Annotated in this window: 20 protein-coding genes; 13 read left to right on the top strand and 7 right to left on the bottom strand. The window is 37.9% G+C overall.

Annotated features, from left to right (window positions below):
- Positions 1-42: 42 nt before the first annotated feature.
- A complete protein-coding gene (locus tag V7K30_RS16105) occupies positions 43-1,086 on the bottom strand; it encodes a GGDEF domain-containing protein (RefSeq protein WP_335000834.1) in 1,044 nt (347 codons plus the stop codon).
- 923 nt (positions 1,087-2,009) lie between these two features.
- On the bottom strand, positions 2,010-2,210 hold the full coding sequence (locus tag V7K30_RS16100) for a heavy-metal-associated domain-containing protein (protein WP_334692376.1): 201 nt from the start codon (positions 2,208-2,210) through the stop codon (positions 2,010-2,012).
- Between the two features lie 256 nt (positions 2,211-2,466).
- Here V7K30_RS16100 and alaS point away from each other — a divergent pair, with 256 nt between their 5' ends.
- On the top strand, positions 2,467-5,109 hold the full coding sequence (gene alaS / locus V7K30_RS16095) for an alanine--tRNA ligase (protein ID WP_335000831.1): 2,643 nt from the start codon (positions 2,467-2,469) through the stop codon (positions 5,107-5,109).
- 250 nt (positions 5,110-5,359) lie between these two features.
- On the top strand, positions 5,360-6,364 hold the full coding sequence (locus V7K30_RS16090) for a nucleoside hydrolase (RefSeq protein WP_335000829.1): 1,005 nt from the start codon (positions 5,360-5,362) through the stop codon (positions 6,362-6,364).
- A gap of 324 nt (positions 6,365-6,688) precedes the next feature.
- Here V7K30_RS16090 and V7K30_RS16085 read toward each other — a convergent pair whose 3' ends face one another.
- From V7K30_RS16085 to V7K30_RS16065, 5 genes are all read right to left on the bottom strand, one after another.
- Entirely contained in the window at positions 6,689-7,183 is a 495-nt protein-coding gene (locus V7K30_RS16085) for an ureidoglycolate lyase (RefSeq protein WP_335000827.1), read from the bottom strand.
- A gap of 112 nt (positions 7,184-7,295) precedes the next feature.
- Positions 7,296-8,315, bottom strand: coding sequence for an RpoD/SigA family RNA polymerase sigma factor (locus tag V7K30_RS16080; protein ID WP_335000825.1), 1,020 nt, complete (start codon positions 8,313-8,315; stop codon positions 7,296-7,298).
- Between the two features lie 683 nt (positions 8,316-8,998).
- Positions 8,999-9,262 carry a DUF3172 domain-containing protein gene (locus V7K30_RS16075; RefSeq protein ID WP_335000823.1) on the bottom strand — a complete coding sequence of 88 codons (264 nt, stop codon included), beginning with the start codon at positions 9,260-9,262 and terminating at the stop codon, positions 8,999-9,001.
- Between the two features lie 273 nt (positions 9,263-9,535).
- On the bottom strand, positions 9,536-9,964 hold the full coding sequence (locus V7K30_RS16070) for a bifunctional diaminohydroxyphosphoribosylaminopyrimidine deaminase/5-amino-6-(5-phosphoribosylamino)uracil reductase RibD (RefSeq protein ID WP_335000822.1): 429 nt from the start codon (positions 9,962-9,964) through the stop codon (positions 9,536-9,538).
- Between the two features lie 73 nt (positions 9,965-10,037).
- Entirely contained in the window at positions 10,038-10,457 is a 420-nt protein-coding gene (locus V7K30_RS16065) for a hypothetical protein (RefSeq protein ID WP_335000820.1), read from the bottom strand.
- Between the two features lie 1,750 nt (positions 10,458-12,207).
- Here V7K30_RS16065 and V7K30_RS16060 point away from each other — a divergent pair.
- The 11 genes from V7K30_RS16060 (at position 12,208) to V7K30_RS16010 (ending at position 25,871) form a co-directional block, all read left to right on the top strand.
- Positions 12,208-14,412, top strand: coding sequence for a GumC family protein (locus V7K30_RS16060; RefSeq protein ID WP_335000818.1), 2,205 nt, complete (start codon positions 12,208-12,210; stop codon positions 14,410-14,412).
- 193 nt (positions 14,413-14,605) lie between these two features.
- Positions 14,606-15,547, top strand: a complete 942-nt coding sequence (locus V7K30_RS16055) for a hypothetical protein (protein WP_335000816.1) — start codon at positions 14,606-14,608, stop codon at positions 15,545-15,547.
- 57 nt (positions 15,548-15,604) lie between these two features.
- A complete protein-coding gene (locus V7K30_RS16050) occupies positions 15,605-16,621 on the top strand; it encodes a glycosyltransferase family 2 protein (protein ID WP_335000814.1) in 1,017 nt (338 codons plus the stop codon).
- Positions 16,622-16,667: 46 nt separating this feature from the next.
- Positions 16,668-17,990, top strand: coding sequence for a flippase (locus V7K30_RS16045; protein WP_335000812.1), 1,323 nt, complete (start codon positions 16,668-16,670; stop codon positions 17,988-17,990).
- 52 nt (positions 17,991-18,042) lie between these two features.
- Positions 18,043-18,969, top strand: coding sequence for a glycosyltransferase family 2 protein (locus tag V7K30_RS16040; protein WP_335000810.1), 927 nt, complete (start codon positions 18,043-18,045; stop codon positions 18,967-18,969).
- Between the two features lie 28 nt (positions 18,970-18,997).
- The gene (locus V7K30_RS16035) at positions 18,998-20,227 is read left to right on the top strand and encodes an O-antigen ligase family protein (RefSeq protein ID WP_335000808.1); all 1,230 of its coding nucleotides are present in this window, start codon (positions 18,998-19,000) and stop codon (positions 20,225-20,227) included.
- Positions 20,228-20,400: 173 nt separating this feature from the next.
- Positions 20,401-21,228, top strand: a complete 828-nt coding sequence (locus V7K30_RS16030) for a class I SAM-dependent methyltransferase (RefSeq protein WP_335000806.1) — start codon at positions 20,401-20,403, stop codon at positions 21,226-21,228.
- Between the two features lie 66 nt (positions 21,229-21,294).
- Positions 21,295-22,566 (top strand): glycosyltransferase family 4 protein, encoded by a 1,272-nt coding sequence (locus V7K30_RS16025; RefSeq protein WP_335000804.1) that lies wholly within the window; start codon positions 21,295-21,297, stop codon positions 22,564-22,566.
- A 24-nt stretch (positions 22,567-22,590) separates the two neighbouring features.
- Entirely contained in the window at positions 22,591-23,607 is a 1,017-nt protein-coding gene (locus tag V7K30_RS16020; RefSeq protein WP_335000802.1) for a hypothetical protein, read from the top strand.
- A gap of 110 nt (positions 23,608-23,717) precedes the next feature.
- Positions 23,718-24,605 (top strand): glycosyltransferase family 2 protein, encoded by an 888-nt coding sequence (locus V7K30_RS16015; RefSeq protein ID WP_335000800.1) that lies wholly within the window; start codon positions 23,718-23,720, stop codon positions 24,603-24,605.
- A 126-nt stretch (positions 24,606-24,731) separates the two neighbouring features.
- The gene (locus V7K30_RS16010) at positions 24,732-25,871 is read left to right on the top strand and encodes a glycosyltransferase family 4 protein (RefSeq protein WP_335000798.1); all 1,140 of its coding nucleotides are present in this window, start codon (positions 24,732-24,734) and stop codon (positions 25,869-25,871) included.
- Positions 25,872-25,898: the final 27 nt, after the last annotated feature.

The raw sequence follows: 25,898 nt of genomic DNA, 5'->3' as shown, positions 1-25,898 counted from the left end.
AATAATCCCCAATCCCCAATCCCCAATCCCCAATCCCCACTTTCAAGAAGAAACAGCTTTCAAATGTGAGACATGAGATAGGTAGTTCGAGTTAATAACCCGATTCCGCCCAGCAGTTTTAGCCTGTAGCAAGCATTGATCGGCACGATTCAGCAGACTCTTTCCTTGCTCATCATCCTCAGCTTGCAGACAGGCTGTGCCCAGACTAATGGTGATATTAATTATCAATTTATTGCTGAGTGCAAATGGTTTTTCGCTGACTACCCGATTGAGACGGCGGGCTACTAATAGTGCTTCCTCATCGGTAGTGTTAGCCAGAAGAATCACAAACTCTTCGCCACCATAGCGGAATGCTGTGTCTTGACAGCGCAGATTGTGTCGCAGACGCTGACATAGCAGCTGTAAGATGCGATCACCTACTAAATGCCCGTGAGTATCGTTAACTTTCTTGAAATGATCTATATCGAGAATAATCAAACTCAGGGAAGTTTTTTGAGTCCTAGCTCTTTTAATTTGTCTGGGTAAGTCCCATTCTAAAGCACGACGATTATTTAATTCTGTCAACGAATCGGCTAAGGCGATCGCTGATAACATATCATTTGTCCGAATCAAATCTCGGTATTTTTGCACTTTCCGCAAGCCAACAGTTAATTGAGCAAGTATTAGTCCATGATTGGCGGTCAACTCTGCCAAGCTATGGTCTGTTTTTTCTTCAATAAGATGCCAAATATAAGCATCGGCTCCTTGCTTTAATGCCGCAGCACTCATCTCCAATTCCCTTTGCCAACCATACTTCTTTCTATCAGTAAGCTGCTGCGAACGATCCTCGAAGAGAATACAGTATATCCAAGATAGTCTTGTCTGGTCTTTCAACCAAGCGCACAGTTCCATACTGCCATCCAGGTTAGCCTGCACAAGTATTATATCGGGGGGCGTAATTTGAATCCGCGACACTGCCTGATTAAGATTGTCTATAACTTCTAGACTAAAAGCAGTCGGATAACGAATCTGATCTGGAAGTGTAGCGATAAAGTTATTCTTTCCAAAGATCATAATAGAAATATTAGTTGCGTTATTTTTTATCATATTTAAATTTTAAATAGATTAAATTACTAAAACTTACTGTTATTGTTGCCTAATACTAAATATGTTGTTTTAGGCAGAGTTATATTTATTGATATATGATTTTTTTCACGCTTAATCTACAATAAATTTCCGACTTTCATCTCCTTTTAAGACTTTATGTTTGCTACTATGGTTTTTGAAACTTTCTCTTATGACAACTAATGTCTTCTTTACAGTATATTTTTAAAACAGTAAAAATACTGAATCTTATTTGTACGACTAAAAACTATTTCTGTAGTTTCTTAAGTATTATTTTCTCAAGGTAACTTGAGGGAATTAGCAAAATAAATTTTTTGCAATAACCGTCACGTCAGGCAGCTAAATTCTCCCCAAGAATAAAAATAAAGAATTTATAAAATTTTTCATTCAATTATAAAAGCCAAAACCTTTTCATGGAATTAAAAATGTTATTTACCAAAGAACAGTTAAGCCTTTTTCTTTAAGAAATAGTCCAGCACGGCGTAAATTCAGCTACCATCTCAATTAACAACACAAGTTGCTCAGAGCAACTGGCTAAAGGTAGACAAACTTCCGCTGTGCTGTACTAGGCTTTTATCAAATATTAATTTAGGGGTTTAATTGCAAAAAAAATGCGAATCAAATAGGCAGCAAAACTCACTCGTACTAAGGCGAGTAGCTTTCTGGCACTAATATCCCTACAATTACAGATCGAATTTATCGGATAAAAAATTTACAATTTAAGCAAGGTTTGAACCAAAGTATCACAATGTGTTATTAGGAAAAACAAAATGTCTCTGCTTACGTCTAATTTTGGGAAATTAGTTAGTTTTCGCCTTTTCTAGCGGCGTAAAATAAGAGAAAAAATTTTGTTAGCGTGGCCTAAGATATTAAAATCTAAACTTTTGTGAAAAACTAGAATCAGATCAATAACCTTCAACAGTGTAACCAGCAGCAACAATTACCTGTTTGATTGACTCCTCAGAAGCTGCGGATTCTACCGTGACAGTTTTAGCATTAACATCGACATCCACCTTGGCTTCAGGTTCCATAACGTGGATGGATTCAGTAATCGTTTCTGCACATCCCTCACAGGCAATGTTTGATACTTTCAGTTTTAGTGCCATTTGTTACCTCAATATGGAAATTTTCAATTATTTCTTAACGATTAATCCTAACCATCAAAATGCGATCGCGCATCCTACTAAAGTAAGGTAATGGTGTAAAAACATCCTAATAACTGCATATAGCTCATCGACTGGCACAATTCGCTGGCAGTAATATGAAACAAAATGCAAGAATATATAAAGCTATTTATGAAAATACACCTACTTAGTGCCACTACGCGGAAGTTTAAAGTCTAAAGTCTAAAGTTAAAAACCCATGTCTTCAAATCCCCAGTACCTAAGCGGTAACGAAATTCGCAACATATTCCTCGACTTCTTTGCCCAACGGAATCACCAAATTCTCCCAAGTGCCTCCCTCGTGCCAGAAGACCCAACGGTGCTGCTGACGATCGCGGGGATGCTACCATTTAAACCAATATTCTTAGGGCAGCGCACACCAGAATTTAAGCGGGCTACCACTTCGCAAAAGTGTATCCGTACCAACGACATCGAAAACGTCGGACGCACTAAACGGCATCACACGTTTTTTGAGATGTTGGGCAATTTCAGCTTTGGTGATTATTTTAAAGAACAAGCGATCGCTTGGGGTTGGGAAATTTCCACACAAGTCTTTGGCTTTTCACCCCAAAATCTCGTCGTCAGCGTTTTTGAAGATGATGATGAAGCCTTTGGAATTTGGCGCGATCAAATCGGTGTGCCGATAGCGAGAATTAAACGGTTGGGCGAAGATGATAACTTTTGGGTATCTGGCCCGACTGGGCCTTGTGGGCCTTGTTCAGAAATATATTACGACTTCCACCCCGAACGCGGTGACGAAAATATCGATTTAGAAGATGATTCCCGGTTTATCGAGTTTTACAACCTCGTCTTCATGCAATATAACCGGGATGCGTCAGGCAATTTAACTCCACTGCAAAACAAGAACATTGACACTGGCATGGGTTTGGAGAGAATGGCGCAAATCCTCCAAAAAGTCCCCAATAACTACGAAACTGACCTGATTTTCCCAATCATCCAAACAGCAGCGCAAATTGCTGGCATTGATTACCACAGCAGCGATGAAAAAACCAAAGTTTCTCTAAAAGTCATTGGCGATCACGTTCGTTCTGTTGTCCACATGATCGCCGATGAAATTCGCGCCTCCAACGTGGGACGGGGTTATGTGCTGCGGCGGTTGATTCGGCGCGTGGTGCGTCATGGGCGATTAATTGGGATTTCTGGTGAATTTACTACCCAAGTTGCCGAAACTGCGATCGCTCTTTCGGAATTAGCTTACCCCAATGTGCGCCAACGGGAAGCAGCAATTATTGCTGAACTGCAACGGGAAGAATCCAATTTCCTCAGAACTCTGGATAGAGGCGAAAAACTCCTAGAAGAAATTATCCAAGAGGTGAAACAGCAAGGAAAAACTTCTATTAGCGGTGAAAGCGCATTTACCCTCTATGACACCTACGGATTTCCCCTCGAACTTACTCAAGAAGTTGCCGAGGAAAATAATCTCACAGTCGATGAAGCGGGATTCAATGCCGAAATGCAAAAACAGGTGGAACGTGCCAAAGCAGCACACGAAACCATCGATTTAACTGTGCAAGGTTCCCTCGACAAACTAGCAGAACACATCCAAGTTACCGAATTTTTAGGCTATACCCAACCTGCAACGACGGCGAAAGTCGAAGCGATTTTGGTAGATGGTGTTTCCCAAGAGGAAGCAGAAGCAGGGACAGAGGTACAAATTGTCCTTGACAAAACGCCATTTTATGCTGAATCTGGGGGACAAATCGGCGATCGCGGTTATATCTGTGGTGATGGGATCGTAGTCCGGGTGGAAGACGTGAAGAAAGAATCTGATTTCTTTGTTCACTTCGGACGCATCGAACGCGGTACATTGCGCGTAGGCGATCATGTTACAGCCCAAATTGATCCGGCTTGTCGGCGTCGCGCCCAAGCTAACCATACCGCAACGCACCTGTTGCAAGCGGCGTTGAAGAAAATTATTGATGATGGCATATCTCAAGCTGGTTCTCTGGTTTCCTTTGACAGGTTGCGCTTTGACTTCAACTGTCCGCGTGCGTTGACAGCAGAGGAAGTCCAACAAATTGAGGAACAGGTGAACACTTGGATTGCCGAAGCACATGCTGCGAAAGTGGAAGTATTACCTTTAGCAGAGGCGAAAGCTAGGGGTGCTGTTGCCATGTTTGGTGAAAAATACGGAGAGGAAGTGCGGGTGATTGACTTCCCCAGCGTATCAATGGAACTATGTGGTGGGACTCATGTCAGTAATACTGCTGAAATTGGCGTGTTCAAGATTATCTCAGAAGCTGGAGTAGCTTCTGGGGTGCGGCGGATTGAAGCTGTTTCGGGGCCAGCAATACTGGATTATCTCAATATTCGGGATAAAGTAGTTAAGGATTTGAGCGATCGCTTTAAAGTTAAACCCGAAGAATTACCAGACAGAATCACAAGTTTGCAAAGCGAACTCAGAACCAGCCAGAAGGAACTAGAAACCTTAAAGGTACAGTTAGCGATCGCTAAATCTGACAGCTTGTTGCAAACAGCCGAAACTGTAGGCGATTATAAAATTATTGTCGCTCAATTAGAAGATGTTGATCCAGAATCATTGAAAACCGCAGCCGAACGCTTGCTGCAAAAACTGGGTAATGGTGCGGTGGTGCTGGGTTCTGTTCCTGAAGAGGGGAAAGTTAGCATAGTTGCAGCTTTTAGTCAAGAAGTCAACAAAAAAGGTTTGCAAGCTGGTAAATTTGTAGGTGCGATCGCTAAAATCTGTGGTGGCGGTGGCGGTGGAAGACCGAACTTAGCCCAAGCAGGCGGACGGGATGCGAGTAAATTACCAGAAGCGTTGGAACAAGCGGAAAGTGAGTTAAAGTCCGCGTTGGGTTAACCATCTTCTGGTTCAATCAGAGGGACAAGTGTAACGCACTGCTCAAATTGATAGTTTGCATACCTTTAATATCATGTCCGCATAATTAGTTACGATTCCCACAGTCATCGCACCCCTCCCCGCTCTTCGGGAGGGGAGACAAAGCATAGCTTTGGCGGGGTGGGGTTCTTCGGGTTTAATAAGCAATCAAGCGGACATGATATAACAAGAGGATTTTGCCCCTTGTCTGTTCTATCGAATAGCAATCAGCATGATAAACCTTCAAAATCAGCCCGTCCCAGTGATAGTAGATACAGACGGTGGTGTTGATGATGCCTTGGCTCTGATTATGGCATTGAATTCACCCCAATTAGACTTAAAAGCAATCACCGTTGTAGCTGGCAATATTAACGTAGATCAGGCTGCTAATAATGTGTTGCGCGTAGTGAGTATTGTCAAACCCAATACTTTGCCCATCGTTGCTAAAGGTTGTGAAAAACCACTGGTGAAACCGATCTTCAATGCAGTGGGGATTCATGGTGCAGATGGTCTTGGTGAACTGGATCGCTTCAAGGAAGCTGATGGTACACCTCGCTATCCCAAACTTACTATTGAACCATCTACAGAGAATGCTGTTGATCTGCTTCTCAAAACAGTTCAAGAGTACGGCAACAGTCTGACTATTATTGCTTTAGGACCACTTACGAATGTAGCAACAGCGATTCAGAAAGATGGCGCAACGATGAAAAAAATCGGGCGAATTGTGATCATGGGTGGGGCTGTAACTGTACCCGGAAATATTACAGCCGCGGCGGAATTTAACTTTTTTGTAGATCCCGATGCGGCTCAAATCGTGATGGAATCAGGAATTCCCTTGACCTTAGTTGGTTTAGATGTGACGATGAAAGCCTCCCTACCACGCCAGGTTGTTGAAGAGAATTTACAGCGTCATCCTTCAAAAGTTACCCAGTTTATTGCCGATTGCACTGGAATTTATATGGCTTTCTATCGTGACAATGAAGGCTTTTACGGGTGTTATCTACACGACCCCTTAGCTATGGCGGTTGCTATTGATCCTAGTCTAGTCAAAACAGAGTCCCTCTATATAATGGTGGAAACTGAAGGACGATTTACTACTGGAATGTCATTGGCAGATCGACGCGATCGCAGAAATGAGGAAGCTAATCCTCCCAATGTAGAGGTTTGTTTAGATGTGGATATTGAACGGTTTATGCAGCTGTTTGCTCAATTTACTAATGTGCCTGTGGGCATCTGAGATTTAGATGAGTTTGGGCTGCAAAACTTGAGTGCAAAGAAAACCTTAGAACTTAACGATCGCCTGTTTTTTATTAGAAACGGCAGACAAAATAAATAACTATTCGCAACTTAATTTTTCATAAGCTTAAAGCAGAAGAAGTTTCATATTTCTTCATCGCTAATTCAGTAATTTACTTGTCCAGCATAATTAGGATGTCAACAGATGATAACTAAACTGACGTAACTCTTGAACTAATCCTTTCTTCTGTGGAAAATAGATTTCAATAGTTGAACTGATTTAGAAAAATCGCTTGTCTATGGCTATAATTAAACCCAATCTCACCTAAACCATCTCAAACTCTAATTGATGACTCTTGAGAAAATCATGGGTGAAATGATCCACCACATTTGTATTAGCTAGTTCCAAATTATAAAAATCCACAGCTTCATGGTCAAAATGGGGCCCAGCGTGCCAAGTACCCTCATGTAGCTTGATAAAACAATTCCCCGGAATGCGGAAAGCAGCAATCTCTTCTAATGCTGGTTCATTCACATCATTATCAGGAGGACAAACTGCAATTAACCAATCCTTCCCTGACAAAGAACCCAGACATTGAGTGCATTGCACATGGCGAGTAATGTTGTGAAACTTTCGCCCCCTCTTCTCCAACCGCATAACATAAAATCGTGGAATCCCATTTTGCAAGTTTAACTGGGCATCTTCCACATCGTAAGCTTTGCCATCAAGACTTGCAAAAATCACCTGTCCATAACGCCGAAAGTTTTCAGAAGTCGCCCATTGTGCCTGCAATTGTTGCACTGTCTTTGATTTGCTCATATCAAATCTTTGAGAAAGATTACTTAGGTTTATTTTCCCCCAAAATGACTGAATATACAGCCATTATGGTGACTTCCTGAGTTTAAATGCCCTACATTGTGAAAAAATAACCTCAGCTAGCTAGATAACTACGTACTTGTTCCTTTTGGCGTCGGAGGAGACTGAGAGCTTTTTGCTCTATCTGACGCACCCGTTCTCGACTAATACCCATGCGATCGCCAATCTGTGCTAAAGAAAGTTCATATCCATCACTCAGACCAAAGCGCAAGGTTAATATTTCTCGCTGCTGGGGAGACAGCTTTGCCAACAAGTCTTGTAAGTCTTGGTGGAGAGATTCTTCAACAGCATAGTCTTCGGGAGAAGGCCCATCATCCTCCAGTATGTCCTGCAATTCTGTATCTTGTTGTTCACCAACTCGCGCCTCTAGGGAGAAGGGTTGACGGGCCAAGTACAAACACTCTCGAACTTGGCTAGGTGTCAAAGATAAGGCGTTAGCAATTTCAGCAGTAGTGGGAACGCGACCTAGCTGTTGAGATAATTCTCGTTGCACACGCTTAATTTTGTTCAGTTTCTCAAAGACATGGATAGGTAAGCGAATTGTCCGTCCTTGTTGAGCGATCGCTCGTGTGATTCCTTGACGAATCCACCAGTAAGCGTAGGTAGAAAACTTATAACCAAGAGCGGGATCAAATTTATCCACGCCTCGCTCTAAACCCAAAGTACCTTCTTGAATTAGATCCATAAATTCCAGGTTACGGTGCTGGTATTTCTTCGCCACTGCTACCACTAACCGGAGATTAGCCTGAATCATTTTCTGCTTGGCTTGGTGTCCTAAATTTAGCTGTTGCTCTAACACCTCAACACTTAACTCCACCTGATCTGCCCATTCTTGCAGCGTGGGTTCTTGCTTTAATTTCACAGCCAATTCTTCCTTAGCAGCTAGTAAATTCATCATCTGCTGCACTTGTTGGGCAAAAATAACCTCTTGTTCTCGAGTCAACAAATCTACACGCCCGATCTCTTGCAGATAACTACGCACAATATCATCTGTAGCTCGAGGTTTTTTATCTGCGGCTAAACTTTTTTTCTTCGTTTTTTGAACTTCGGTATGTGGAGATGTTAAGTTGCTCATGGTTATTTGCTCCTCTGTAACCTCATCAATTTATTGGTATCAAGTCTAGATATTCAGACCCTTAGCCATTTCACACTGCTAATCAATCAATTGGCAATACTGATGAATTCTGGTCTATGATACATTACAAGTCAATTGTTGGAGATAATAAACCCAAAATCAACCCACCCCTTAATACTAACATCATCACCAGTGACAAATCAATTACCCAAAGTATGATCAGCATAATTTTTGATGTAATTACACTCCTTTATTATTGATTCTTGCATATTTTCAAACCCAATCATGTCTAGTTTAATTATCTAATGCATTTAATAAAAAAAATAAAAATTGACCGAGCAACGATTTCATTACCGAAAAAAAATTACTAACAGTAAATGCCAACATAATTCTGAATTCTCAAAACCCAGATTTTTTTAAGTTTTAATAGTCTGCCTCTATATCAATGTAATTCTGATTAAATGGAAATTCATTAAATATAAAATATCCATTTTTTACCTCTAATTTTTTGTTAAATAATCCAATCATATCAAGCTGGGTACATAGCGGGCGCTCGTTAACTATGAAAGAAAGTCCTTCTCCTACTCCCCCTGCTCAAGAACAGCTTTCTTTAGGAGTCCGGTCAAATGCTTAGAATTAGGGATTTAGGATGACAAAGACATGGGTATCTGTGACAAATGGCACTAAGTTAAGATATAACCCTTGCCCTGACTGGTTCCTAGCCTGAAGGCTGGGAATATGGCAACACAAGGCATTGGGCTTATCTTAGTGCCATTCGTATCTGTGACAATTGCACTTGTGTCATACTGCACGCAGACATCTGCATTGGATTCGGTATTATCAATGAAATTACTCTTGGAGACATTTTCTGGACTAAAAGTAGTAACAGTGGTCAGATTAACACCAAGGATAATACTTGGCAAGACAGCAACACCCACGATCGCCACTAATATCTATTGAAGCGAAAAGATTTTTGTTTAGGAGTGGGTAGTTGATTGTTATGTAGCATAACTAAAACGACAAGATTCCCTACTGATTGGACAAGTAGGAAATAGTCTGAGACTCTTAACGAAGCAACATCTCACAGCTTTCTCGCTTACTAGTTTTCAGCTTAAGTTGACACAAAAGCACAGTTGTGCATTTATACAGATGATTGACTTATTGCAAATATTTTTGGGAAAATGCTACTATATTGGAATTTTAATCTAACTCTTCAACCATCACTTTAGTAGATATTGGTTAAGAAAAGCATTCACCTCATTGGCACATAATCCGACATTAACTGTCTTTCCTGCAATTCTAAGAATGTCTAATCCTTGACCATTATTGCGGAGGTCTGGATCAATTATAGATACATATATTTCATGTATACGAGGATCTTCAGCGATCGCTAAAGCACATGCAGGTGTGCGTCCATGAAAAGAACAAGGTTCAAGAGTTACATACATTTTCAAGAAGTTGAAAGCTTTACCTTGAATCTGCTTAAGTGCGTCAGCCTCAGCATGATGTTTTCCTGGTGCCCGTGTGTATCCTTGAGCTACTATCTCTTGGGAATCTACGATCACACAGCCTACTGGTGGGTTCGGCAAACATTCTGGCAAAGCTTTTCTGCTTTGAGTTAAAGCAGCCAGCATAAATATTTCATCCATGTTTTAGCGTAAATTATCTCGATAAATTAGACTACCAAGAATTTAGTTATCTCTTTTTAAAAAAGTTCCTATATCAAAACTTAGTAACTGTCACACTAATCCCAGAATCGAGTTTAGGAACCTTGAGATACTCAATTGGCTCAGTACTTTGAGAACTTGGGATATTTGTTGGCTTTTGACATTGCTTAAAGAAAGCGTCTGGGTTATTGATGAACTCAAGCGGGTTAATTTTTTGGCATCCTCGCTCCGGCACTAGGGAAATTGATTCAGCAGTTTGTTTTGGATTATTAGTCTGTCCGATAAAATTACTCCATGTAGTGTTAATCGTGGCTGGTTCCGTCAATAAAACTCCAGCCTGATTGCGATCGTGAAACGGCTCGTTTACAGCATCACCTGTTGTCGTCATGGGAACATTCTCTTGGTTAGCATAGGCACTCTGGGTGAGAGCAAGCGCGCTAATCACAACGACTAAGGTGATAGAAGAGGATTTCATAATTCAATCTCTCAACATTTAATGTTAGTTTAATAATTACAATTGGCTAGATACAGAAACCAAAAAATAGCAGCCTAGTTTGAGTACTTCAGATTAACACAAGTAGTAAGAAGTTTAGCTAAACTTCATTAAAAATATAGTGAAGTTTAGTCAGATGTAGACTTTTGTCTGGGAGGAGGCAGTTGAGCAATCCATGCTCTAACCACGTCGGAATTTGACACTCGCCTGTTATCTACTTCCTGCTGCAACTGTGCTAACTCATATTCTGTTAGCTGTATTAATAAGTAGGTCGGCGTAAAAATTTGTCGTTAGCATCAGGCAGAAGGCAGATAGAAGTTCGAGCATTGCAAGTCGGCGCTCGAACTTCAAAGAGGTAGGAGGGAAGGGGGTTGTAGCCTAGTTTAATTTCTTCACATAGTTTGGTTTTATTGTGCCAACCTACTTACCAGCCGTTTATCTCTCATGCGTGTTACCATACTGTTACACAGATAAGACAACATATACATATATGTTGTTAGATAAATCTTGGAAAGAGTATTTTGCGTCTATTGCAGAATACAAACAAGGCGATTGCAAGTTTACGGGTAAACCTAAAATACGGATATAAACCCAAGGACGGGCACTGTGTTGTAATTTTCACACCTCAAGCCACATCAAAAAAAATCTTTCATTAGTCTAGGCAAATTAGACTGATCGCAAGTCTTTACAAGTTCCATACTAAAATCACACAATCTTAATATTGCCAGTACCGTACCGCTCTCAAAATTGAACATTATTCAGAGCAAGAATTGATTATTGCTGAAAGCTTTTAAACAGCTTACATAAATATCTATCCAGTCTTTCCAAATGTCTATTTTTACTGCACAAAGTCTATCTATGAAGTGGTTCTATTGCTTAGATGCTGGCACAATTGCCCTATTCCTTACCCTTAAGGAATCAATTCCTCTTGTCTTTTAAAGATTAGTAAAGAGGTAGTGAATATACTGAAATGTATGAATTTTTTGTAAAGTTATTCAATTAAGTCTTTTTACATAATATGATATTGAGTATTAGATTACTAATCAATACTTGCATCAGTAACAAGACAAAACTAAGTTAACCAAAAAAAATGGAGAGCCTCTAAATCAGCGAGAAAGTTGTGAGTTATCCTGTTTTTGCTGTCAGGATAATATCAAGCAATATCAATGATAATTGCGACGGATAAAACTATATATAATATGCGGAGGATAGATTTGGCGCAGTTTAGTCGAATGTATTCCGTGAGTCAGTAGCTCAGGAAAGATTTTGGGTTGAAAACAATTGACTATTAATTAACAAAATCATCAGCGTATACACTACCAAGGTTTGGTCAATTAATACTAAAACGGTGTTTATTACAATTCAATAAAAATATTTTGAGTATTTTTGAAATTGGGCTTTGTTAGTCTCTTTGCTCTAAGTTTTTTTAAGTAACTTTATATTTACGTGTTTGAATAAAGAAGGTTAAATTGTAGTGAAAGTGCGTTCGTATTCCAAAATGTTCAAAATAATCTCATATATACTGTTCTGTACATAAGTGGAATCCAGATACTGCTAGTTAAAAATGTCCATTAGTTTACTTCATCTCTTGAACAACCTCAACAACAAGGCTTTAGCTGATAATCAACGCAAATATTACCATCGCAAAGTAGACCCAGTGCTACTGCCGGGAAAATACTGAGAAATATCTGCTGTAAGTAAATAGTCTTTTTTTATAAAATTTGTATATATTATGACGATGGAATCTTTACCCAGCTTTGAAGAAGTAAATATTCAGAAATACTTAGAAGTTATTCAACGGCGTTGGCTACCTCTAGTCGGAGTTTTTGGCATAGCTGTTACCCTTGGATGCTTGTATGCATTTTCACTAAAACCCTCATACAAAGCAGAAGGAAGTTTGATGATTAAAACAAATCGATCTTCCTCACTCACAGGCTTACCGGAAGACATAGGACGCCTAGAAGCTTTGAATGTGAACGACAATCCCCTGGAAACTCAGGTGAGAGTTATTGGATCAAATCCAGTGATTGAGAAAACAATTAATTCCCTCAACCTCAAAGATAGTCAAGGCAAACCGCTGTCGATTCCTGACTTGGCAGAACAACTAAAAATAGAAGGAATCAAAGGCACTGATGTTGTACAACTTTCTTATAAAGGTGGTGACCGAGAACTGGCTGCCAAAATCGTCAATGAAGTTATCGACAGTTATATCGACCTAAATATCAAGGCTAATCAGAATGAAGCGCGGACAGCCAAAGAGGTTCTCGTAACGGAAGTACCCAAAGCTGAGGAAATTGTCAGAAGAGCCGAATCAAAACTGCGGCTATTTAAAGAAACTAATAAAGTTGTTGTTCTGGAACAAGAAGCAACCGCAGCAGTCGATACGATTTCCAAGTTAGGAAATCAAATTTCTCAAGGTTTAGCTCAACTAGATGATGTCAAAGGTCGTTTAGAACAGTTACGCACTGAAGCTCAGGTAGATTCACGACAAGGTGTAATCGATTCTGAATTGAGTCAAGCACCTGGAGTTCAGAAAGTGCTTGCCCAACTCCAAGAAACAGAAAGCCAACTGGCACTAGAGCGGACTCGTTTTGAACCTGGACACCCTACAATTATTAGCTTAGAAGAAAAAGTCGTAGCTCTTAAGAGCTTGCTAAAAGAGCGGACAGGACAAGTCGCTGGTACAGCGCAGATAACAGAGGGAAGTTTGCAGGTTGGACAACTGCGGCAAAGCCTAATTGCAGATATTACTCGTGCTCAGGCAGAACGCGTTGGTCTAGAGAGACAAATAGGCACACTCTTGCGACAGCAAGATGCCTACATCAAACGAGCAAATAATTTGCCAAGGCTAGAACAGAGCCAACGAGAGCTAGAACGGAAACTGCAAGCAGCTCAAACGACTTACGAAACACTCTTAAAGAAACGCCAAGAAATTGATATTGCACAGAACCAAAAGATTCCTAATGCTCGTGTCATTTCCTATGCCTTAATCCCCGATAAAGCAGAAGGGCCTCGCAAAATCCTGTTTATTGTTGGTGGAGGAGCAGTTGGTCTTTTCTTAGGTATCATTGTCGCCTTTAGTTTAGACTTGATAGACCGCTCGGTGAAGACCGTCAAAGAAGCCAAAGAAGTCTTGAGATACAGTGTTTTGGGAGTGATTCCGACACAAGGTAGAAATCGTAAAGCTCATTCTTCTATAGCAGGACTCGATAGAGCTATTCCCAAAATCATTGGCAGAGATATTCCTTACTTTCCTGTTGGTAACGCATACCAAATACTACAAGTGAACTTGAAGTTCCTCTGTTCTGATAAACCGCTCAAAAGCATTGTAGTTACAAGTTCCGTTCCCAAAGAAGGAAAGTCTGACGTATCTGCAAATTTAGCTGTGACTATGGCTCAGGCAGGGCGTCGGGTGTTATTAGTGGATGCAGATATGCGTCATCCCATACAGCATCATATCTGGGGGCTAACAAATACAATAGGACTAAGTAATGTCATTGTTGGTCAAGTTTCTTTAGATGCAGCTGTGCAAGAAGTGATGCCTAATCTGGAGGTTCTTAGTTCTGGAGTTTTGCCTCCCAATCCAGTAGCAATGCTAGATTCTCAACGCATGGCAACATTAATTAGTAACTTTGGGAGAGATTATGATTTAGTAATTTTTGATACTCCTCCTCTATCAGGAATAGCAGATGCGGCTGTTTTAAGCACCCTCACTGACGGTATTTTATTAGTCGTTCGTCCTGGAGTGGTTGACTTGAACAGTGCGAATGCAGCTAAAGAGTTTTTAACTCAGTCAGGTCAGAAAGTGTTAGGGATAGTCATCAATGGTGTGAATACTAAAAATGAACCTAATAATTATTTTTATGACACCAAAAAACGACAAATTGAGCAAGATTTAGTATCTAGCAGCTTAACCAAATTTTCCAAAGAGCGTTAAGTTCTCCTATGGATTGCGAAAACGACCCTCACTACCAATACTTTTCGGATAAACCTAAGAATCTCCCTTTTGGTCTGAGAAAAGATTAAAGGGCAAGGGATAAAGGTGAATCAAGCCCTTTCCCCCTTAACCAAAAAGTATTGCCCTGACTACAACTATCTCAACCCAATTTTTTTACTGTAGGACTAAATTAATGACATTAAGCAAAAATTTTAAGCAATTCGTCAAATCAAATACTCCATTAGCTAAATGGAAAGGCTCTCTTTACACGAAGGCAATAATTCTCAAAAATTATGTAAAAAATTATGATATATATCAGCAAATTTTATCTCCTCAACAGAGTAATGAATTAGTTAGCAATCTTATTAAAGATAATAAACCTTTTATGATTACTCGCTTTGGTAGCACAGAAGCTTATTGTGTACATGAATACCTAAAAGGAGGTTACAAGGGATCTATATTTGATTCAATGTCTAATGATTCTGGTTTTTTCCCAGTAGATGAAAAACATCTAGATCGATTTAGTCAACTTTTTCTAGAATCGTCAAAATCTATAGATGCTCTGGGAGTATGGTTTCAAATTGGAGAGCCGGAAATTATCAGAAATTCTTGCCGAAAAGCTTCTTTTGTTGAATTAAATACACTTGAACCTTATTATCACAACGACCCTTGGAGCAAGAATCTTGAGGGAAAAAAAGTTTTAGTCATTCATCCTTTTGCAGAAACCATTTCATTACAATATAAAAACCATAGGAATTTACTTTTTGAAAATCAAAATATTCTACCTGAATTTGAATTAATTACCTTCAAAGCAGTTCAGTCTCTGGCTGGAACTCAAACCCAGTTCAATACTTGGTTCGATGCTTATGATTGGATGTGTAATAAGATTAAAGATCAAGATTTTGACATAGCTATTATAGGATGTGGTGCTTATGGACTTCCGTTAGCTGCTTACGTTAAATCTCTGGGTAAACAGGCTGTGCATCTTGGAGGATCAACTCAAATTCTTTTTGGAATTAAAGGCAACCGTTGGGATAAGATTCCATTTTTTCAGTCTCTTTATAATGATTACTGGGTGAGGTGTAGACCTGACGATATCCCTAAAAATCCCTCAAAATATCCAGCCTATTGGTAATTCTAGGTTGTCAAAACTATCTCCATTCTGTTTTGTTACCTGCCGAGGCATTTTTGTATGGATAAAAATAAAATCAAAACATCTTGTTTAATTAATAATTACAATTACGCGGAATTTCTTTCAGAGGCAATTGATAGCGCTTTAAATCAAACAGTTAAATTTGATGAAATTATTATTGTTGATGACGCTTCCACAGATAATTCTGTGGAAGTCATCAATAAATTTACTCAATTAACTAATGTTAAATCTATCTTGAAAGAAAAAAATCAAGGACAATTATCATCCTTTAACGAAGGTTTTTTAGCTGCAACTGGTGACATTATATTTTTTTTAGATGCCGATGATATTTATGAACCTCAGTATTTAGAAACTGCCCTAAATTTTTATAAAATACGTAGTGAATGTGATTTTATATTTTGTGCGTATAAAAAATTTGGTGCAGTAGAAGAAACATTTCAAGCTGATGTAGTTGATTTAGATTTGGGTTATTCAGTAGTCAGAACTTTATATAGTGGTGAATGGATTGGCTCCATAACTTCAACATTATCAATGCGTAAAGAAATAATCAGAAAAATTTTGCCTATTCCATACATAGAAGATTGGCGTGTCCGGGCTGATGACTGTCTAGTATGGGGAGCTTCTTTGGTAGGGGCTAAAAAGTTTTATATGTCTAAATGTTTAGTGATGTATAGAATACATCAAAATAATCAGTATCATAACAAGAAATTTTTAGATATAGACAACAACTATGAATACAAGAGATTCTGGAAACGCAATTCCTTATTTAATTACATCCTGCAAAAAAATAATTTTAGTTTACCGTTATTATTGGCTTTCACTTCTCTCAATGAGTTAAAAACAATACCATGTCCAAAAGCTGAAGATTTTATTTCATATTTGAAAATAATATTTTTGTTTGAGTATAACTTTTTTTGGAAAACAAAGGGCATCGTTTTATTAACTGGCTATTTTTTGAAAACTTTAATGAGTGGTCAATGCAAAATGGCGATAAATAATGTGAAATCCTGGATAAATCCACGTTATTTTTTACCTTGGAAAAAAATTGCCCGATAGAGCTTGATAGGGATAGAAAATGTCACATGATTAATTACTAAAAATAATGTTAAGTAAATTAAAAATTGAAAACTTATCAAAATTTAAATCTCGTTCTGGACTGCGTGCAATTATTGCCAATACAGGTTGGTTGTTTGCTGACCGCATTCTACGTATGGGTGCAAGCTTGGTCGTAGGAGTATGGGTAGCACGTTACTTAGGAGTACAGCAATATGGTCTTTTTAACTATGCTTTAGCTTTTGTTAGCTTATTTAGCCCAATTTTTACTCTAGGACTGGACGATGTAGTAGTTCGCCATATTGTCCGTCAATCATCAAACAAAGAGGAAATTTTAGGAACCACTTTTTGGCTAAAATTGCTGGGTGGAATTGCCTCTGTCTTATTGGCAGTTAGCACTATGTTTTTCTTAGGTGAGCATGAAACGCTGAAGATATGGCTAGTTGCAATTTTAGGAATGGCAGGAATTTTTAGGGCGGCTGATACTATTGAAGTGTGGTTTCAATCACAGGTGCAGTCAAAATACATTGTGATTGCTAAAAACACAGCCTTTCTGCTAAATAGTGTCATCAAAATCGCGTTAATTTTAACAAAAGCACCATTGTTAGCTTTTGCTTGGGTAACATTAGCAGAATTTGCGATGAGTGCAATTGGCTTGCTGATTGTTTACCAAGTCAAAGGGTCTTCGTTGTGGTTATGGCGTTGGAGTTTATCTGCTGCTAAAACTCTTCTGAAAGAGAGTTTACCTCTAATTTTTTCTGGGTTCGCTATCCTGATTTATATGAGAATAGATCAGGTGATGTTAGGTCAAATGATCGGAAATAGTGAGGTTGGAATTTATTCTGCTGCTGTCCGTGTTTCTGAAATTTGGTATTTTATTCCGGGGGCTATTGTTTCTTCTGTCGCTCCTGCAATTTACGCAGCTAAGGAAAAATCAGAAAGTCTTTACTATCAGCGAATAGGACAATTACTCAGTCTAATGACATGTATATCTTTGGCAATTGCTCTCCCAATGTCATTTCTATCTGACAAGATAATTATGGTGATGTTTGGAAGTGGATATGCAGAAGCAGGAACAATATTAGCAGTTCATATTTGGACTTCTTTATTTGTATTTATGGGTCTTGCAACATCACCTTGGTTTATTGCTGAAGGTTTGAACCATGTTTCTTTAGGTAAGACTTTATTTGGGGCGATACTAAATATTATTCTTAATTTATTACTTATTCCTAAATATGCAGGACTTGGGGCTGCGATCGCAACAATAATATCTCAAGCTGCTGCTACTTTTCTATGCAATGCATTTGATTCAAGAACACAAAAAATATTTAAGATTCAGGTGCGATCGCTTCTTCCTTTTTATAAATATTGATCGTTCTTATCTAACCTTTCCATATCAAGGACATTAGCCAAATTAATCAAAAATGGAAACACCAGTAACTTTTATTATTTTCAAGCGCCCACAAATAACAGAGAAAGTTTTTGAAGCTATTCGGCAAGCCAAGCCAACAAAACTTTTTGTAATTGCAGATGGGCCCCGTACTGACCACGAAGGTGAGGCAGAAAAGTGTGAAGCAACTCGGGCAATTATTGAAAGAGTTGATTGGGACTGCGAAGTTATTAAGAATTATTCTGATATTAACTTAGGTTGTGCAAAACGAGTATCTAGTGGTTTAGATTGGGTATTTAATAATGTTGAAGAAACAATTATTTTAGAAGATGATTGTATCCCTCATCCAACATTTTTCAGATTTAGTGAAGAACTACTAGAAAAATATAGAAACGATACCAGAATCGCCACAATCTCTGCTCAAAATCTTCAATTCGGACGAAAACGCACAAATTACAGTTACTATTTTTCTCGCTACAATCACTGCTGGGGTTGGGCAAGTTGGAGACGTGCTTGGCAACATTATGATTTAACCATCAAACTCTGGAAAGAGGTGCAAGTAGAAAACCTTTTAAATGACATTCTTATAGACCCAAAAGCAGTAAGTTATTGGCGACGAATATTTAATTCTGTTTATAACAATCCTACAGGTATAACCTGGGATTACCAATGGACATTTGCTTGCTGGATACAGGGTAGCTTAAGCATTATTCCCAATGTTAATTTAATCTCTAATGTTGGTGTTGGTGTAGACGCTACTCATTTCACTTCCAACCAAGAATTTTCGTTCATCAATATGTCGATGCAAGCGATGGAATTTCCTTTAAAACATCCACCGTTTATTGTGAGGAATATAGAGGCAGATAACTTTACCCAGAAAACAGTCTATAAAGCAACTGCATTGGACATTATTAAAGAGGAAGTGAAGAAAAGATTGAATTACTCAACGATAAAAAAATAGTGATATATTTAGTAAATTAATATATTAAATGTCAATGATGAAGGTAACATTAACAGAAAAAATATTAACTATTTTGCTATTACTCATTGCTGTAGGGGCATTAACAATACACCCTGCACAAGAAGTTTCTATGTCTACCCTTGGAGGCGATAAGGTAGATACTTTGTTCAATATAGTTTCATATTTAATCTTATTTTATTTCCTAATTTCATATTGGAAAGGTTTTATTTATGTAATTACAAAAAGTCCATTACAGTTTTTTTTACTAGCAATAGTTATATTTTCTATATTGTGGTCAGAAGACCTAAGTTCTACTCTAAAAGATATAAAAGGTCTAATCCGAATATATTTTCTTGCAATCTATTTGGCAATGCGTTATCCCCTTAGAGAACAAATGAGGTTAATAGCTTGGGCGCTTGGTGTAGCGGCATTATTATCTATGATATTCTCTGCATTCATACCAGGTTATATTCACAAATCACCTGAATTATTAGATATGTGGAGCGGAATCTATGGTCATAAAAATGAATTAGGTTACATGATGAATTGGAGTGCAGGAGTTTTTTTACATCTTGCCCTTAGTAGTTATCGATATCGCTGGTTGATGTGGGCACTATGTGGGTTATCTATATGTCTAATTATCCTCACACGTTCAACAACATCTTTGGCGATCCTATTGACAATGATATTACTTTTGCCTTTCTATCAGTCCTTTAAAAAAACTAATTACAAATTACAAGTTATTATGATTACTTCAGCTCTAATGTTACTGATTATTTTTTCAATATTACTGATCAATAATGCTGAAACTGTAGTTGGTACTTCTGGTAAAGACCTTACCTTGAATGGGCGCTCTGATCTCTGGGAATTAGTGATAGCGAAGGTTTTGGAAAGACCTTGGCTAGGTTATGGATATTCTGGATTTTGGACTAGTAATGCTGCATCTAATCTGAGAGCTACTTATGATTGGGCAAGTAATGCTCATAATGGCTTTTTACAACTATTGTTAGAATTAGGATTTTTAGGTTTCTTGACTTTTGCAGCAGGATTTATCCGGTTCTTCGTAATGGCACTGACTCGAATTCTTTCAGTGGCAGAAAAACCGGAAGATTATTGGCCAATGCAGATGCTAGTTCTCATCGTCATAGTGAATTTCTCAGAAGCAAGATTATTAACTCCCGGTTGGAATTGGTTGATGTATGTCACAACTTCTCTATCTCTGACTCTTAGTTTTCAGCGAACACCAATATATAAATAGGTAAATAGTTTACATGAACCTATCCCACTAATAATATTTGTGCTACAAAGCTTAAGCTTATTGAGAACCGAAAACGAAAAATCAAGGTTTTCAAGCACATTTTACGAAAAGAAGTAGGGGTTTTTTGAATAGTGGGATAGGTTCATACTTGTATAATTCAAAGGAGAAAAAGCATGAAAAAGCTAAATTTTGGATGTGGACACAGATTTTCTTCTGGATGGATCAATATAGATTTTAATTCTGAGCATCCTGAAGTAATTGCCCATAACTTACTGCAACCACTTCCATACCCCAAAGATTATTTCGATGTCATTTATAGCAGTCATGTCCTAGAGCATTTCTCTCAGGACACGGGAGAAATGCTGGTGAAAGAATGCTACAGAGTTCTAAAACCTCAAGGCATTTTACGCATCGTTGTTCCTGACCTAGAACGAACATGCCGTGAATATTTAAGAATTATCGACAGGATTGAAAATGAGGAAGCAAGGAAACAATACGAATGGATTATTATTGAGTTAATCGACCAATTGGTTAGAACAGAACATGGTGGCTTGATGAAAACTTATTGGCGACAAGTGCTTGAAAACAATGATGAACCATCGATAAACTATGTAGAAGCAAGAACAGGTGTGAACATCAAAGACGAGATAGCAACTAATAATACTACTTCTTTGTTGCAAAAGATGTTTAATATCAATCAGAATCAACTCAAAAATAAATTCAAATACCTCTATATTGACATGGTAAAGAGGTTGATACCTCGGTATGTGCGCAAGTCTATGATAGATGAAACCTCCCTTGGGGAAAAACATAAGTGGATGTATGATAGCTATAGTATGAAAATCCTCTTTGAAAGAGTTGGTTTTTCAGATATTAAATTTTTGGATGCCCATACAAGTGAGATTCCAAACTTTAGTAATGAAGTCTTAGATATTAATGCTGATGGAACAGTATATCTACCAGGCTCGTTATATTGTGAGGGCATCAAGCCAAACAAATAATACTGATTCTCTGTGATAGAGAATCAGTATTATCAAGTATATTTTTTCAATTTAGATAGTAGTAATATGAACGTCTTGCTCCTTAGCACCCAGGATGTGGCTGGTGGTGCGGCTCGTGCTGCATATCGCTTGCACAAAGGGTTACAAAATATTGACTTCCAATCACAAATGCTGGTGCAAGAAAAATATACTGATGACAAAACAGTAATTGCACCTAAGCTCAGATTATTTCAAGGCATCGCCAAGGCAAAGTTGACATTTGAAACTTTACCTTTAAAGCTTTATTCTCAAAAGCAAAATACTCCATTTTTTATTCAATGGTTGCCAGATAGAATTATTTCTCAAGTTGCTCATATTAATCCAGACATAATAAATTTGCATTGGATTAGCGCAGCTTTTATGCAAATAGAAACTCTTGCTAAACTAAAGCGCCCTTTAGTTTGGACAATTCATGATATGTGGGCATTTACTGGAGGATGCGGCTACGCTGGAGATTGCGATCGTTACCAAATATCCTGTGGAGCATGTCCTCAACTGAACAGTAAAAAGGATTGGGATTTATCACATTGGGTATGGCAACGTAAAGCCAAAGCTTTGAAAAATTTAAATCTGACTATTGTTTCTCCAGGTTCTTGGTTAGCCGAATGCGCCAAGTCTAGTTCTCTGTTTAATAATTTGCGAATTGAAGTAATTCCGAATGGGCTGGATACTCAAAAGTATAAACCTGTTCATCAAGGTTTAGCGCGAGAATTACTGAATTTACCTCTAGATAAACAACTTATTCTATTTGGAGCGCTAGATGCAACTAATGACCATAGAAAAGGTTTTCATTACTTGCAACCAGCACTACAAGAATTAAGTAAATCTGACTGGAAAGATAAGTTTGAGGTCCTTATTTTAGGTGCATCTCAACCCGACAATCCACCTAATTTGGGCTTCAAAACACACTATTTGGGACACTTACACGATGATATATCTTTAGCAACTGTTTACTCAGCAGCTGATGTGATGCTTGTTCCGTCTCTTCAAGAATCTTTTGGACAGACAGCTTCTGAATCACTCGCTTGTGGTACTCCAGTTGTGGCGTTTAATTCTACTGGCTTAAAAGATATTGTTGATCATCAGCAGAACGGCTATTTGGCTAAACCTTATGAAGTTGAGGATTTTGCCAAAGGAATTAGCTGGGTACTTGAAAATGAACAGAGGCTGCAAAAGCTGTCATTCTATGCTCGCGAGAAAGCCGAACAAGAATTCACCCTGGAACTTCAAGCACGTCGTTATTCAGCTTTGTTTCAGGAAATCTTGATGATAGCAAATAAATCTTCATTTAATAATTAACTTAGTAAACAAACACTTCATAGTATGTCAATACCTATAGCATTTATAATTTGTACAGAACCTGGTCGTTTAGAAGGTCAATCTTTAATGCTTGCAGAAAGTATTCGTAAGTTCTGCGGCAAATTGAAAGATACACCTATATATAGTTTTCATCCTAGAGTAGGTGAACCAATATCAAAGCAAAGCCAACAGGCATTTGAAGCGTTGCGGGTGACTCATCAACAAGTTCCTATCAATCGAGAATTTCATGAATATTACTTAGCCAATAAACCCCTCGTCTGTGCCTATGCAGAACAAAATATTGATGCAGAAATATTAGTTTTTTTAGACAGTGATAAATGCTTTTTTTCTGAGCCAAACGAATTTCTATTGCCAGTAAATTGTAACGTTCGCATACGTCCTGAGTATGGTCAAGGAATTGGTTCTACAGGTCTGCAAGACCCTCAAGAATGGTATTGGCAAAAACTATATGAAGTGCTGGGGGTAAAGCGTGAGGTATTTGTTGACACACCAATTGGTAATAAAAGAATCAGAGCCTACTGGAATTCTGGTTTGGTCGCTGTGAGAAGGAGTGCAGGTATATTTACAACTTGGAAAGAGAATTTTGAAAAAGTAATGCGGCTGGATATTACTCCTCCCCAAGGTATTTATTTTGTTGAGCAGTCTGTTTTGTCTGTAACTTTATGTGCTTTGGAAGAAAATGTCGAACATCTTCCTCCTAATTATAGTTATCCATTACCTTTACATAACCGTTTATCAACTGAACTACAGATTAAACATTGGGATGATATTATATCCATTCATTATTTCAATTTATTCTTCTATAACGATTGGAATGCACAAATCAAAAAATTGAAAAAGTTTAATATCAATTCAGATAAATATCGATGGTTGTGTCAAGAGGTTGTCAGACTCAATATGCCTCGCGTATCAGTTTTACATCGATATATGTTGGTAGTCAGAAGAATGGAACAAAAATTACGAAACTTTAATTTAGATATTAACCTGAGTGGCTGGATAGAAAGAATGGCTAAACTTTAAGGTTCTCTAAAAATATATGGAAGGTAATAATTTTATGTTCGGATTATGAAACGAAGTTTATAAAATTGTTGTATTAATTATATTCATAGATATTATATGAGGAGAATGAGATGAAGCAAGCAAACCTAGCCGTAATTATGACCTGCTATAACAGGCGTAATACAACTCTTAACTGTCTACATACTTTATATCAGCAAAAAAATCATTGTGATGTTTATTTAACTGATGATGGTAGCTCTGATGGGACGGCAGAGGCTATCAAAGCAGAATATCCAGAGGTAAAAATTCTTCAGGGTAATGGCAATTTATTCTGGGTGGGAGGAATGCATCTTGCATTTGGTGAGGCGATAAAAAATCAATATGATTATTATCTGTGGTTGAATGATGACACATTTCTGGAAGCCAATGCTTTGAGTAAATTATTACAGATTCATCAAAATTTGACTGAACAAGGTTATCCAGACTCAATTGTAGTTGGTTCAACTAAAGACCCAATCACAGGGAGAGCAACTTATGGAGGAGCAGTAAAATCAAAAAAGTGGTATTCTAATAAGTTTGAATTTTTAGAACCAAGTTCCGTTACCCAAAAATGCGATGCTATGTATGGTAACTGCGTGCTAATTCCTAAAACTGTTGTCGCAAAAGTTGGCAATATTGATACAGCTTTTGTTCACAGTTTAGGAGATTTAGATTATGCGCTCAGAGCGCATAAATCGGGTTGTCAAATATGGGTAGCTCCTGGATATGTTGGTACTTGTACTAAAAATTCTATCCGCAATAGTTGGGTAGATACCAATTTAAATATATTAGAACGCTTGAAAAAGGTACTGGAAATTAAAGGATTTCCATTGAAATCCTGGACTATATTTTGTAGCAGACACTCTGGGCCATTCTGGATATTTTACTGGTTTTTACCCTATATCCGAGCAATTATTGGTTACAAAAATTTGGCAATTTCACCCACATTTTCTGAAGACATAAATCAAACTAACTCATAAGTTTGATGCTTCCGCAAAAGTCATTAAACTAATAATATTTTGAGCAGTTATAAACAAATCAAAAGTTTGAGAAATACTGTTTCAAAAATCAGATTTTTAAAATTTTAAATAATCAATAATCATTTTATGGGTAAACGCTTACTAATTGTCTCAACCCTCGATTCTAGTCAACCATTTGGTGCATTTACTAGACCTTTTTATTTAGGACAATATCTTACTGAATATTTTGATGTTTTTCAGTTGGGATTAGATTGTTCATCTGTTAATTATGCACCTTCTGTTTCGATTGGCTCAAGAAGCTTGAAGTCATATATTCAAACTATAGAAAAGTGCATCGACGAGTTTCGTCCAGATATCGTCTATGCTCAAGAAACACTACCTGGATTGGCTGCTTTAATTTCATTTAAGTTTAGAAAACACAGTAATTCCTCTCTTATATTAGATTTTCATACATTTTCGGCATATGAATACTGGATGCGCTTGTTTTCCGTTGAGAATCCTTTCAAAGAGTTGGCACAATGTATTAAGACATATATTGCTCAGGGAATTTTGATATTTTCTGGCAGTCCAATTATTGCAGCAGGTGAATCAATTCCTAAACTAATTTCCCAGTGGTATGGTAAAACTCCACAGCAGATTTATTGCATCGGTAACGGAGTTACTGAAGACTTACTAAATACTGAACTTTTTCCCTATCAAGACCCCTATGAATCATTCAGACCAGCGAAAATAGTTGTTCTTATTGCTCCCAAAACATTTCAATTTCCAACTAATGATATGTCTGTATCAATGACTATTGAGGTTGCTAAATATCTTGAAAGTCATCTGCATAAAGTACATTTTGTTGTCATTGGTAGGGATAGTAGTGATATTTCAGAATCAATCCCCTCTAACATTTCTTTTTTAGGATTTTTACCTAAAAGAGAGGATTTTATTGCCCATCTTAAATATGCAGATATTGCTTTGCTGCCATTCTCAAAACAGGCAGTAGCAGGTGGCGCTCGCAATAAAGCATTAGATTATTTTGCTAGCAAAAAGTTAGTTGTATCAACACCAGAAGGCTTACGAGGTTTAGAAGAATTCCGTCACTTAGAACATCTTTTAGTAACAGGATACTCTAGCAAGGAAGTCGCTAATACAGTGCTAGAGGCAGCTTCAAATCTTGATAAATATCAATCAATTGTAGATACAGCATATACCTTAATTACACAAAAATATTCCTGGAATGCAAGAGCAAAAAATATCGCTGAAATCCTCATGAAATGAAGTCATTCTTAGTTGTATTTATTTTCT

It is taken from the genome of Nostoc sp. (genome assembly GCF_036917655.1).
Taxonomy (GTDB): Bacteria; Cyanobacteriota; Cyanobacteriia; order Cyanobacteriales; family Nostocaceae; genus Nostoc.
This window is presented reverse-complemented; position numbering and strand designations above follow the sequence as displayed.